The sequence below is a fragment of the Xanthomonas hortorum genome (assembly GCF_040279205.1).
In the GTDB taxonomy this organism is placed as follows: Bacteria; Pseudomonadota; Gammaproteobacteria; order Xanthomonadales; family Xanthomonadaceae; genus Xanthomonas; species Xanthomonas hortorum_F.
The window spans coordinates 21986-35045 of the sequence record NZ_JBEOLS010000055.1 but is presented as its reverse complement, the minus strand read 5'-3'; the positions used below and the strand labels follow the sequence as shown (position 1 = coordinate 35045).

Below are 13060 nucleotides of genomic sequence, written 5' to 3'. Positions count from 1 at the left end.
GTGCCGGCCAGCGGCCGGCACCTACCGATGAACGCGCCTGAAGGAAACCGCTCAAAGGTCGCGGGTTGAGGCCCTGATCAACACAGTTGCTACACGGACGTACTTGCGGCGTGTCCCGCGATGGTGGACGGGCAAGGACCCTGCAGCCAAACCACAGACCAGCCGCTCTAAAGATGGTGCTGTCAGCCGCTCCAAATGCCGCCGGGCGTCACAGCGCCGCGTTTCGGGCCCGCTTGGCGTCAGCCGGGCGCGCCTTGCTCTCGGCGATAAACGCACGCACCTGCTGCTCCAGCACAGGCAAGGTCACCGAGCCCTGCTTCAGCACCGCGTCGTGGAAGGCCTTGATGTCAAAGCGATCACCCAGCTCCTTTTCGGCCTCCGCACGCAGCTTGACGATGCTGATCTCGCCCAGCTTGTAGCTCAGCGCCTGGCCGGGCCAGGAGATGTAGCGGTCCACCTCGGTGGTGACCTCGTGCTCGCTCAGCGCGGTGCGGTCGCGCAGATAGGCCAGCGCCTGGTCGCGGCTCCAGCCGTCGTGGTGCACGCCGGTGTCGATCACCAGCCGGCAGGCGCGCCACATCTCATAGGTGAGCCGGCCGAATTCTTCGTACGGGGTCTCGTAGATGCCCATCTCCTGGCCGAGCTTTTCGGTGTACAGCGCCCAACCTTCGCCATAGGCGGAGATGTAGTTTTCGCGGCGGAACGCCGGCTGGTCGCCCTGCTCCAGCGCCAGCGAGCCCTGTAGCGAATGCCCGGGCGAAGATTCGTGCAGGGTGAGCGCCGGCAGGTTGTACAACGGCCGCGACGGCAGGTTGTAGGTGTTGACCCAGTAGGTGGTGGCACCACCGCGCCCGGCGGTCCAGAACGGGGCGATATCGTCCGGTACCGGCTTGATGGTGAAGCGTCCGCGCGGCAGCGTGCCGATGAACTTGCCGACCTGCCCGTCCACCCGCTTGGAGATCCACGCGGCGCGATCGAGCAGCTCCTGCGGGGTCTTGGCGTAGAACTGCGGGTCGGTACGCAGGAAGGCCAGGAACTGCGCGAAGCTGCCCTTGAAACCGACCTGCTTGATGATCGCGTCCATCTGCGCCTGGATGCGTGCCACCTCGTCCAAGCCAATCTTGTGGATCTGCTCCGGGGTCAGTTCCAGCGTGGTGTATTCGCGGATCTGCTGGCGATAGAACGCCTTGCCGTCGGGCAGCGCTTCGGCCGCCAGCGTGGTGCGCGCCTTGGGCATGTAGTCGTTGCGGAAGAAGCTCAGCAGCTTGCTGTAGGCCGGCAGCACCGCATTGCTCAGCGCGGCCTTGGCCTGTTCGCGCAATTGCGCCTGTTCGGCGGCGGGGATCTGCGCCGGCAGCTGCTTGAACGGTGCGTAGAACGTCGATTCGGTGGGGTCTTTGACCTCGGCGACGGTGGCGATGGAGACATCGCGGCCATCCAGCACCGCGCGCGGCACGCTGAAACCGCGTGCCAGGCCGGCGCGCATGTTGGCGGTCTGCTGGTCGAAGTAGCGCGGCACGTCGTTGAGGCGCGCGATATAGGCCCGGTACTCGGCCGCAGTTTTCATCGGCCGCTGCGCCATGAAGCCCAGGTTGGACCAGAACGAGCTGTCCGAATTGAACGGCATCTCGTACAGGCGCAAGCGCACCTCGGCGGCGAGATTTTCCACCTGCGGGCGGTAGATGGCGTAGTTGACCTGGTTGGCAGGCGACAGCTGTTTCGGGTCGACGCCGTCGAGCTGCTTGAGCACGCCGTCCCACACTGCCAGGCGCGCCTGCTGCGCCGCCGGGCCGACATCGGGCAAATGCGTGTTGTCGCCGGTGGTGTCGCTGTCTTCGTCGGCCTGGCCGGTCTCGGCCTGGCGCCATGCCCACTCTTTTTCGTAGATGGCGCGGAAGCGCGCGTCGGCGGGGCGCTCGGCAGTCAGCGTGGCAGGCGGTGCCACCGGTGCCGGTACGGCGGCCTGCGCCGAGGTGGCGGCGAAGCTTGCGCCCAGCAGGGCGAGCGAAAGTGCGGCGGCGAGAGGAGATGTCACGTGCGGGCGGCCTGCGTTCGGATCGAACGTTCGATCATGGCAGCCCGGGCGGCAGCTGCCATGGGCCGGAAGTCCCAGCGCGGGGATTGGGGATTGCGGGTTGCGGAGTGAATGCGCGCGACCGGACAGGCCGCCCGCTTCAGCCCGCCTTGCGCACCACCACCAGATGCCGCTCGCCATCCAGGCCGGGCACCTGCAGCGGATGCACCTCAGCCACGCTCCAGCCGGCGGGCAGTGCAGCGATCTCTTCGTGCGGGTAGATGCCCTTCATCGCCAGCAGGCTGCCGCCCGGGCGCAGCAGGTGACCGCCAACTTCAATGATGCCGGCCAGCGTATCCAGCGCCCGCGCGGTGAGGTGGTCATAGGCGGCCGGCTCGTCCAGCGCCTCGGCGCGCGACTCGGCCACGCGCGCATTGCCCAGCGCCAGGTGACGCAGCGCTTCGCGCATGAAGCGCGCCTTCTTGCCATTGCTTTCCACCAGCGTTACCTGCAGCTGCGGGCGGGTGATCGCCAGCGGGATGCCGGGCAGGCCGGGGCCGGTGCCCAGATCGGCCAGGGTGCCGCTGGCGATGTACGGCTGCATGGCCAGCGAATCGAGCAGATGGCGGGTGACCATCTCGCGCGGGTCGCGCACGGCGGTGAGGTTGTAGGTCTTGTTCCAACGCACCAGCAGCGTCAGGTAACGCAACAGCGGCGCGGCAAACGCCGCATCCAGGGATTGGGCCTGCAGGCCATTGGCCAGCGCGGCGGCTACATCGGGGGGAAGTGCGGCATCGTTCATGGCGCGATTATCGCAGCTGGGTGCCGTGCAGGTGCGGGGGTGCGGTGGACGGCGCATGCGGCGTTCCGAGCCGACCACACCCACCTTTAGCGGCGTTGCCTGATCGTTGGATCGTTGGATCGTTGGATCGTTGGATTGCTGGATTGCTGGATTGCTGGATTGCTGGGTTGCTGGGTTGGCTGGCCGGCTGGCAAGCATCACCAACCGGTGCGACACCTGCCGCCTCACCGCTGAAGCGTCTTTCGAAGATCGCGCCATCTGCGTCGCCAGCGACACCGCTGCCGCTGCCATTGAACGGACATCCGCCCGTCGCACTATGGTCGCGTCCGCTAGATCGCCTTTGTGCCCATGTCCTTGATCGACCCGTCTTCCGCATCGCCCCTGCCCGGCTCCGACAACACGACACCCACGGTGGATCACAGCCGCCGGCGCATTCTCATCGCCGGCGCCGGGCTGGCGACTGCCGGACTGCTCAGCCCGTTCGCGCGCGCAAGCGGCAGCCCGGACCCGTTCACCCTGGGAGTGGCCGCTGGCGACCCGTTGGCCGACGGCTTTGTCATCTGGACCCGGCTGGCACCGCGCCCGCTGGACCCGGATGGACGCGGCGGGCTGACCGCCCCGGCGCGTGTGCGCTGGCAGGTGGCCAGCGACCCGGGCATGCGCAGCATCGTGCGCCAGGGCGAGACCGTCGCCAGCCCGGCCCGGGGCCATGCGGTGCATGTGGAGGTCGCCGGCCTGGCCGCCGATCGCCCGTACTGGTACTGCTTCCAGGCGCTGGGCGCGCGTAGCCCTATCGGCAGCGCGCGCACCTTGCCGGCGCCGCACCAGTTGCCGGATGCCGCACGGCTGGGCTTTGTGTCCTGCTCGCACTGGGAGCTGGGCTATTTCAGCGCCTACCGCCACCTGGCCGCCGAACAGCCGGACATGGTGTTCTTCCTCGGCGATTACATCTACGAATACAGCAACCACGGCGAGGCAGCGCAGAAGATCGTGCGCCCACACGGCAGCGGCGAGTGCCTGGATCTGGCCGGCTACCGCAACCGCTATGCGCTGTACCGCACCGATCCCGATCTGCAGGCGCTGCATGCCGGCAGCGCCTGCGTGGCGACCTGGGACGACCACGAGGTGCAGAACGATTACGCCAACCGCTGGTCGCAGGATCCGTCGATTGCAGTCGACACCTTCCTGGCCCGACGCGCCGCCGCCTACCGCGCCTTTTACGAACACTTCCCGCTGCGCGCGCGCAATCGCCCGCATGGCGCCGACATGCGCATCTACCGATCGCTGGACTACGGCCAGCTGGCGCGTTTCTATGTGCTCGATGGCCGCCAGTACCGCAGCGAACAACCCTGCCCGCAGGCCAACGGCTGGCGCGGCGGCCATGTGGTGGACGACAGCTGCAGCGAACGCACCGACCCACGCCGCAGCATGCTCGGCTGGGAACAGGAGCGCTGGCTGCATGGCGCCTTCGCACAATCGCCCGCGCGCTGGAACGTGATCGCGCAGGATCTATTGGTGGCACCGATGAACCAGCACGGCCGCGACGGCGTGCTCGGGCAGTGGACCGACGGCTGGGACGGCTACCCGGCCACGCGCACGCGCATGCTCGACGCAATCGCCAAGACCCGGCTACGCAACCCGGTGTTCTGGGGCGGCGACATCCACTCGTACTGGGTCACCGATCTGAAGGCCGATCCGGCCAATCCCGACTCGCCGACGCTGGCCACCGAATTCGTCGGCACCTCGATCACCTCCGACGGCCAGAGCAATGCCGAGCTGCAAGCCACCATGGCGCTCAATCCGCATGTGCACTATGCCGAAGGCGAAACCCGCGGCTATGTCTCGGTGACGCTAACACCAGGCCGGATGGAAACGCGCCTGCAAGGCATCTCCGACCGTCGCGACCGCCAGGCCACGGTCTCGACGTTGAAGCGCTTCGTGGTCGAAGACGGCAAGGCGGGGGCGGTGGAGGCGTAAATCCGTGCGGTGTGCTGCGGCGGGCAGTGGAAACTTCATGCGACACCCATCCGCCACAGCGCGCCTGCGCCGATCTTTCATGAACGGCGCCGCGCAGAGCTTCATCTGCGTGCTGCGCAATACAGTGACTGCATCCATCACCACGCGACCTACTGCGCCATGCAGCGCAATGGACACGTCCCGGTAAGACGGCGGCGCTATATCTGGACGCCGCTGCCAGATAGTCGAGGATGTCATGACCGCCTCCGATCCCGCCCGCCGCCGCGTGTTGCAAGGTTTAGGTGCCGGCCTGTTGTTGCCGGCCACTGCCGCTTGGTCCACGCGCACTTTGGCCGCGCCGTCCGGGCGGCCGCTGATCACCGACGGGGTGCAGAGCGGCGATGTGCTGGACGGCCGCGCAATGCTGTGGAGTCGCTGCGATCGGCCGGCGCGGCTGCGGGTGGAATGGGATACGCGCCCCAGCCTGCGGCAGGCGCGTCGCGTGGATGGGCCAGTGGCGTTGCCGGCACACGATTTCACTGCGCGGGTGGACCTGGGTGCATTGCCGCGCGATCAGGACATCTTTTACCGGGTGCGCTTTGAAGATGCCGACAGCGGTGTGTTGAGCGCGCCGGTGCACGGTCATCTGCGCAGTGCGCCGCACGCGCGTGGCGATGTGCGCTTTGTGTGGAGCGGCGACACCGTGGGCCAGGGTTTCGGCATCAATCCGGACATCGGCGGCATGCGCATCTACAGCGCGATGCGCGAACGCAATCCGGACTTTTTCCTGCATAGCGGCGACACCATCTATGCCGACGGCCCGATCCCGGCCGAACTGATCGTCGAAGAGGGCAAGCGCTGGCGCAATCTCACTACCGCGGCCAAGAGCAAGGTGGCCGAGACGCTGGACGAATTTCGCGGCAATTACCGTTACAACCTGCTCGATGAAAACGTCCGTCGCTTCAATGCCGAGGTCGCGCAGATCTGGCAATGGGACGATCACGAAACCACCAACAACTGGTCGCCCGGCAAGCAGCTGGACGAGCGCTATCAGGTGCGCGATATCGATGTGCTGGCCGGCCGTGCACGTCAGGCATTTCTGGAATATGCACCGATGCGCGGCGTACGTGCCGATGGCGATGGGCGCATCTATCGCAAGATCGGTTATGGCCCGCTGCTGGATGTGTTCGTGCTGGACATGCGCAGCTACCGCGGCGCCAACAGCGACAACCTGCAGCCGCAACCCGGCGCGGACGCTGCATTTCTCGGCACGCAACAACTGGCGTGGCTGCAGCGCGAACTGGCCGGCTCACGCGCGCAATGGAAGGTGATTGCCGCCGACATGCCAATCGGCCTGCAGGTGCCCGATGGGCAGGACGCCGCAGGGCGCGCACGTTGGGAAGCGATCGCCAATGGCGACCCGGGCGTGCCGCGTGGCCGCGAACAGGAGATCGCCGCGCTGCTGCGTTTCATCAGCACAGCGCGCATCCGCAACACGGTGTGGCTGACCGCCGATGTGCACTACTGCGCGGCGCATTACTACCATCCCGATAAAGCGGCGTTTCAGCAGTTCGAGCCGTTCTGGGAATTCGTCGCCGGCCCGCTCAATGCCGGCAGTTTCGGCCCGAACGCGCTGGATGCCACCTTCGGCCCGACGGTGATCTTTCAAAAAGCACCACCTGCACCGAACATGTCGCCGCTGGCCGGATTTCAGTTTTTTGGCGAAGTGGAGATCGACGCACACACCGGCGTGCTGACGGTGACGCTGCGCGATCTGGACGGCGTGGCGCAGTTCCGCCAACCAATCTTGCCGCATGGGCATGGTGCGACGTAGGCAAACGCATTGCCCGCGCTTGCCAGCCGGGCGCGCTGGTGCGGCATGCAAGGTCGCAGAAACGCTACAGCATCTCTCAGGTTGTGCCGATGCCTGCTGCTGGCGACACAGCCGCCAGGTCGATCGCCGCTTTCAGTCGGTGGCCAACGGATAGAACGCCAGCGCCGCGCGGCAGTCCGGGGCGGCCCACCATTCGTGCAGTTGCCAGTGCGCGGCCTGACCGAGTTCGGGGTCGCACCACTGCAAGTGCAATGCACCATCCGGCGCCAGTGCGTACGCAAGCCGATGCAGACCGAACGACAGGCCATGCCCGTAGGCCTTGAGTAGCGCTTCCTTGGCGCACCACAGGCGAAAAAACAGCGCGTGTTGCGCGTCCGGCTCCTGCGCCGTCAACAGTGCGATTTCGTCGGGATGGAAGAAGCGTTGCGCGATGTCCAGCAGGCGTGGGCGTGCGCGAATGCGCTCCAGATCCACGCCCAGCCGCACGCCTTCGCCCAGGCCGACCAGCAGGTACTCGCCGCTATGGCTCCAGCCGGTATCCCGGTTGGGCAAGGCCGGCTGCAGCGATGGACGCCCGCGTACATCGCGCTGCAAAGGCACGTTTTCAGGGTCGATGTTCAGCGCCTGACCCAGCAACTGCCGCGCCTGCGGTTCGCCGCGTTCGCCGTGCCGATGCGGGCGCAGCCACAGCTGCACCGGGCCATGCCGCCAGCTCGCGTGCGCTGTCACGCTGCGTCCACCAAACCGAACACTCGGCAGCGCGAGGTATCGCGCTCGACAGGTACTTCACGCCCGGCTGCGTTGAATGGCGGCCATGCACCACTTCCGGTGCACGCGTACAAGGAGATCGGCAACATGGGCATCATCATCTGGTTGATCGTCGGCGGCATCGTGGGTTGGCTGGCCAGCATCATCATGCGTCGCGACGCACAGCAGGGCATCATCCTCAACATTGTGGTCGGCATCGTCGGTGCGTTGATCGCAGGTTTCCTGTTCGGTGGCGGCATCAATCAAGCCATCACGTTGTGGACCTTCGTCTGGTCGCTGCTGGGTGCGGTGATCCTGCTGGCGATCGTCAATCTGTTTACGCGTGGCCGTGTGCGTTGATTGAAGCGCAGTGTGATTGAAACAACGCCCGGGCTTGCCCGGGCGTTGTCGTTTCAGCCGCCGGTGACATCAACCGCTTGCCGGCACGCGATCGGACGGATGGTGAACCCCATCTTCCACCGGCACGGCAATGTTCAACGCATAGGGATTGACGCCTTCCAGGCAACCGACGTTGTAGCCGTATTCGTTGGGATTGGAACGCCGCCGATGGTGCGTATAGATGCCGCACACACTGCAGAAATAATGCGCAGCCGCGTGCGTGTTGAACTGATACAGCCGCAGCACGTCTTCGCCCTGCAGCACATGCAACCCATCGAGCGTGACCGAGGCGACGATGGCGCCGCGGCGGCGGCACATCGAGCAATCGCAGCGGCGTGGATCGAGCAGGCCATGCGGTAGATCCAGATCGATCTGCACCGCGCCGCAATGGCAACTCAGTCGATGCACCGGCCCGAGCGTGACCTCGCCCACCTTGTAGGTGCTGCGCCGTAGCGTGCGCTCGCTCATGCGTCGACGTCTGCCAGCCGCACCCACGCGGGTGCGTGATCGCTGGGCCGCTCCCAGGTGCGCGGTTCGCGGTCGATGCCCGATTCCACCGCGCGTGCGCGTAGCGCATCCGACACCAGGGTCAGATCGATGCGCAAACCGAGATTGCGACGGAAGCCGGCCTGGCGGTAATCCCACCAGCTGAATTGCTCGGCATCGTCGTGATGCAGACGGAACGCATCGTGCAGGCCCAGCGCGAGCAGTTTTTCCAGCGCCGCACGCTCGGCGGTGGAGGTGAGGATGTGGTGCTCGTTCCACACCGACGGGTCGTGCACATCGCGCGCATCCGGGGCGATATTGAAGTCGCCCAGCACCACCAGCTGCGGGTACTTTTGCAGTTCCTGCGCCAGCCAGTCGTGCACCGCGGCGAGCCAGCGCAGCTTGTAGGCGTACTTGTCGGTGTCCACGTCCTGACCGTTGACCACATACAGGTTGACGATGCGCACGCCATCGACGGTGGCGGCGATCACGCGCTGCTGCACGTCGTCGAAGCCGGGGATGCCCATCTGCACATCCAGCGCCGGCGAGCGCGACAGGATCGCCACGCCGTTGTAGGTCTTCTGCCCGCAGAACACGCTGCGATAGCCGGCCGCCGCCAACGCCGCATCGGGAAATTTATGGTCTTCCAGCTTGGTTTCCTGGATGCCGACCACGTCGGGTGCGAACGTGCCCAGCCACTGTTGCAGGTGCGGCAGGCGCACATTGAGCGAGTTGACGTTCCAGGAGGCAATCTTCATGGCGCGGACCGTGGTTCAAACCCCCAATGGTACCGCGCCGCTCGCTTGTCGCTTAAGGCTGCGGGGCGATGCGCACCCCGAGCTGGTTGGCAACCGGGCGTTCGCGCCCCGGGATGCCGGTGTGGATGGGGCGGTTGAGCGTACGCACGCGCCCGTCCACGCGCGCAGCCAGGGTGCTGGAGCCGCCGCCGTCCAGATTGATGGCGGAGCTGGCGCCGAGTCGCTGCAATACTGCGGTCAATGCGTCCAGGGTCATGCCGGCGCTGTAGCCGGACTGGCGGCCGTCGGCGACCACCATCCACAGCGTCTTGCGTGCGCGATCCAGGCCCAGTGCGCTGCGTGGTTCGGGGCCGTCGTAATACTCGGCGCGGCTGGCTTCGCGTGGCTGGCGCTTGCCGTCGAGCAGCAGCAGCGGGCCGGCACCCACGCCCATCCGCGTGCCGGAGGGGCAACTGCCGCGCACGATGCGCACCGCATTGCGCGCGCTCACGCACAGCGCTGCGTTGACGCGTGTATCGGTGGTGGTGGCGGCCGAATCGAGATGGCCTTCATTGATCGACAGACCTTCGGCAGTGACGCCCTGCCCTGCTGCGGGCACGAATGCCTTGTCGAACAGATGCCCGCCATCGAACGGCAGGAAGTAATCGGCATTGATCGCCAACGCCAGCTCGCCATCGCGTACGAACGCGGTAGTGGGATTGGCGAGAAATTCGCCACCGCCGCCGCGCTCGCCGCGCGTGCCTACCAGTTGCAACCCGGGCGTAGAGAGATCGATCTCGGCGATATGCAGCATCACCGGTTGCGGTGCGCTCACTGCTTGCCGCCAGTAGCGCACACCCCGCGCCAGCGTGATCGGCACGCCGGGTGCGGGCACCGGCTGCACCAGCGGTTCGATACTGATGCGATCGCGGGCGTGGGCCTGGTCCAACGCAGCCAGCACCGCGTCGATACGTGCCGGCGGCGTGCGCAGCAGCAGCCGTTGTGTGGGCGCGAGTTGCAGTACCTGCACCAGGCCTGCACAGCGCGCGCCGCTGCAAGCACTGCCATCGATGCCGACGCGTGCCGGGCCATCGGCATCGTCGGGCACCTGCAGGGCGATGCGATTGCGCTCGGCCGGTTTGCAGCGGCTCACCACTGCGAGCACATCGTCCGGCCATTGTCCCCAGCAGTCGCCGCTGACGATGGTTTCCATCGGCACAAACTGCGCGTCTGCCAGCGGCATTGCACCATCGTCGGCAATGGCGCTGCCGGCCAGCGTTGCCAGCAATGCAATCAACAGCGCCGCTGCGCCGCGTCGATCAGAACGCATAGTCCACTCCCAGGTAATACGCACGGCCGTTGTCGAGCTGCTCGCGCACCAGTTGTTGATCGGCGCCAATCACCCGCGTCAGCCGCGCATTGGTGAGATTGCGGCCTTGCACGGTCAGGCGCAGTTGCTTGCTGAAGCTCCAGGCCAGCTGCGCGTCGTAACTAGTGATCGCATCGTAATAGCGGTCGTTGACGCGGTTGTCGGTGGCGGCAGACAGCAGCTGTTGGCCGGTGTAGTTGGCACTGACACGCGCACTGAACGGGCCGATGTCGTACAGCAGCGAGGCGTTGGCGCTGCGCTTGGGCGATTCCATCAGGCCGGGCAAGGCGCGGCGGCTGCCGTCGGCCATCTGCACATCGGCAGTGCGCGGGTCGAGCAGGGTTGCGTTGAACATCGCGCCCAGGTTCGACCACGCACCGGGCAGGAAGTCGAAGCGCGTATCGATGGCAGTGAATTCGATGCCCTGCACCTGCGCATCGCCGGTATTGATCGCCTGCGTGGTGGTGACCTGATAGGTGCCAACCAAGCCACCGGGGTCGCGCTGGGTGTCGGTGCTGGTCAGGCGCACGATTTCATCGCCGATGCGCTTGTGGAACAGCGCCACCGACAGCTGCGAATCGCGGTCCGGATACCATTCCAGCGACAGATCCAGATTGTCCGCGCGACGCGGACGCAGCAGCGGATTGGCGATGCTGCGATTGATGGTCAAGCCGGTGACATCCACCACCGGGCTGCTGTTCTGGCCGATGTCGGCATAGGTGGGCAAACCAATGGTGCGGCTGCCGGCCATGCGTAGTTTCAACGCCGGGGTGATGTCCCAGGCAAAGTTGGCCGACGGCAGCAGGAAGCGACGATCGCTGTCGGCCGATTGCTGCACGTAGTTTGTGCTGCTGCTCAGCGGCTGCGGCACCGCGCTGAGCACCTCGCGCTGCAGGTATTCGTTGCGCACGCCGAACGTCGCCAGCGTGCGCTCGCCATGCCAGGTGCCCATGACGTAGGCGGCGCCATTGCGCTCGTCGATGCGGAAATCACTGATCGCGCCGTTGCGCGCATTGGTGTTGGCCAGCACGTAGGCGCCTGGCGAAGCAGCGGCAAAGGCAGCGACCTTGGCCGGGTCGATCAGCAACAGGCAGCTGAAATCGGCATACGGGCAGATGCGAGCATCGTCGGTGCCAGTCGTTGCCAGAGTCACGCGGCCGGAGGGATTGCGGCGGACTTCATCCAGGTTGTAGCGCTGTTGCAGATCGCGGTATTGCAGGCCGGTACGAACGCCCCAACCGCGCGCGTCGGCATCGGCGTTCTGGTTGTAGTCCACTTTGAACGTTGTCGTGTCGGTGCTGCTTTTTTCCACGCGGGTCAAAAAATACTGCTGCGTGTAGTTGGCTGCATTGCCGTAATAGCCCGGGTCGTTCAAGACGATACTTGGGCGCGTATCGTCGCTGAGCGCATACCCGAAGCCCAGGCGCGAGGAAGCGGCTGCGCTGAACACGTCCTCGCGGGTGTCCTGCTGGTATTTGCCGGTGGCGCGGTTGAGCAGTACATCCACATGGCCTTCCGGGTTGAGCCGAAAGCTGCCGCCGAGCTGCGCGTAACGCAATGTGCGGGTCTGATCGAAACGGTTGGCATCCACTTGCGCGCTGCCTTGCGCGTAGCGGCCAGTGTTGGTGTCGCTGATCGTGGCGTTGCCGACCCGGTTGATCCATTGCGAACGCCGTTGCTCGTCGTTGCGGTGCTCAAACGCGCCGGCGCTGAAGGCCAGTTTCAGGTCTTCGCCGTCGTCGTATTCGAGCTTGCCGAACACGCTGCGGCGCTGGCGCACGTTGTCGTAACTGAGCGGACGGAAACGATCCGGCGCGATCGCCAGCCCGTCCGGGTCCAGGCCGGGGGTGAGGTTTTGCCGCACACCGTTGGCGTAATAGCTGTAGCTGTCGATGGCGGTATTCAACGAGGACGAATCGCGGCGAAAGTAATCGGCCGACAGCACCACGCCGAAGCGGTTGTCCGGCCCGAAGGTGTCGCTGAAACTACCCTGCACCTGGCCGGACGGCGTGCTGCCCTGCAGATGCCGGCGGTTTTCCCAATCGGCTACGTTGGCGCGCACGGTGGCGAAGCGGCCGTCGTGATCGAAGGCACTGCGCGTGCGCAGCGCGGCGATGCCGCCGATGGCATTGCTGTCCATATCCGCGTTGAAGGTCTTGTAGATGTCCACCTGCTGCGCCAGCGAGGCGGGAATCACATCCAGCGACTGCACGCGCCGGCTGGTTTCGGTGGAGGGCAGCGCCACGCCATCGATCAACACATTGTTGTAGTCGGGGTTGAAGCCGCGCAGGCTCATGAATTGCGCCTCGCCGCGGCCGTTGTTGACCACCATCGACACGCCCGGCACGCGCTGCAGCGCCTCGCCCAGGCCGAAGTCCGGGATCGAGCCGATATCGTCGGCGGCCACGCCGTCGGAGACCACCTCCGCCTCACGCTTGGCGCCGATGGCCTGGCGGATCGACAGGTGCTGGCCGGAAACCTGCACCGCATCCAGCTGCACCGGGACGGTGTCGCTGGCCTTGTCGCTAGCGGGCGCGGCAGGAACGATCTCGGCGGCGTACGCACTCAGGCTGGCGCTCACGCACAGCGCCAACAGGCAAAAACGGGGACACGGACGGGTGCGGAAACGTGACATGGGATGACCGACGATGGCAGAGCTCGCCAATTTAATAACTTACTGTGAATTAATTATTTCAGCCACAGCGGTTAAGCTAGC

General features: G+C 65.9%; 10 protein-coding genes. 3 read left to right on the top strand and 7 right to left on the bottom strand.

What is annotated here, in order from left to right:
* Positions 1 to 208: 208 nt before the first annotated feature.
* Positions 209 to 2035 (bottom strand): DUF885 domain-containing protein, encoded by a 1827-nt coding sequence (locus ABS769_RS17865; protein ID WP_317062723.1) that lies wholly within the window; start codon positions 2033 to 2035, stop codon positions 209 to 211.
* A gap of 139 nt (positions 2036 to 2174) precedes the next feature.
* A complete protein-coding gene (gene rsmG / locus ABS769_RS17860; protein ID WP_317062722.1) occupies positions 2175 to 2816 on the bottom strand; it encodes a 16S rRNA (guanine(527)-N(7))-methyltransferase RsmG in 642 nt (213 codons plus the stop codon).
* A 348-nt stretch (positions 2817 to 3164) separates the two neighbouring features.
* On the opposite strand from rsmG, the gene ABS769_RS17855 reads away from it, so the two are divergent.
* Both ABS769_RS17855 and ABS769_RS17850 read left to right on the top strand, forming a co-directional pair.
* Positions 3165 to 4793: an alkaline phosphatase D family protein gene (locus ABS769_RS17855; protein ID WP_317062721.1), complete on the top strand. Its 1629-nt coding sequence runs from the start codon at positions 3165 to 3167 to the stop codon at positions 4791 to 4793.
* Between the two features lie 235 nt (positions 4794 to 5028).
* Complete coding sequence (locus ABS769_RS17850) at positions 5029 to 6606, top strand: alkaline phosphatase D family protein (protein WP_317062720.1); 1578 nt, start codon at positions 5029 to 5031, stop codon at positions 6604 to 6606.
* Positions 6607 to 6738: 132 nt separating this feature from the next.
* Here the strand turns inward: ABS769_RS17850 and ABS769_RS17845 are convergent, their stop codons facing one another.
* A complete protein-coding gene (locus tag ABS769_RS17845; RefSeq protein WP_317062719.1) occupies positions 6739 to 7335 on the bottom strand; it encodes a 4'-phosphopantetheinyl transferase family protein in 597 nt (198 codons plus the stop codon).
* Positions 7336 to 7461: 126 nt separating this feature from the next.
* On the opposite strand from ABS769_RS17845, the gene ABS769_RS17840 reads away from it, so the two are divergent.
* A complete protein-coding gene (locus ABS769_RS17840) occupies positions 7462 to 7713 on the top strand; it encodes a GlsB/YeaQ/YmgE family stress response membrane protein (RefSeq protein ID WP_043889923.1) in 252 nt (83 codons plus the stop codon).
* 69 nt (positions 7714 to 7782) lie between these two features.
* On the opposite strand, the gene ABS769_RS17835 is transcribed toward ABS769_RS17840, so the two are convergent.
* The 4 genes from ABS769_RS17835 to ABS769_RS17820 are packed head-to-tail and all read right to left on the bottom strand — an operon-like array spanning position 7783 to position 12925.
* Positions 7783 to 8220: a GFA family protein gene (locus ABS769_RS17835; protein ID WP_317062718.1), complete on the bottom strand. Its 438-nt coding sequence runs from the start codon at positions 8218 to 8220 to the stop codon at positions 7783 to 7785.
* Positions 8217 to 8996, bottom strand: a complete 780-nt coding sequence (gene xth / locus ABS769_RS17830) for an exodeoxyribonuclease III (RefSeq protein ID WP_168957509.1) — start codon at positions 8994 to 8996, stop codon at positions 8217 to 8219. The genes ABS769_RS17835 and xth overlap by 4 nt, the downstream gene beginning before the upstream one ends.
* Positions 8997 to 9048: 52 nt before the next feature.
* On the bottom strand, positions 9049 to 10305 hold the full coding sequence (locus ABS769_RS17825) for a phosphodiester glycosidase family protein (protein WP_350498219.1): 1257 nt from the start codon (positions 10303 to 10305) through the stop codon (positions 9049 to 9051).
* Positions 10295 to 12925, bottom strand: a complete 2631-nt coding sequence (locus tag ABS769_RS17820; RefSeq protein WP_317062716.1) for a TonB-dependent receptor — start codon at positions 12923 to 12925, stop codon at positions 10295 to 10297. The genes ABS769_RS17825 and ABS769_RS17820 overlap by 11 nt, the downstream gene beginning before the upstream one ends.
* Between the last annotated feature and the right edge of the window lie 135 nt (positions 12926 to 13060).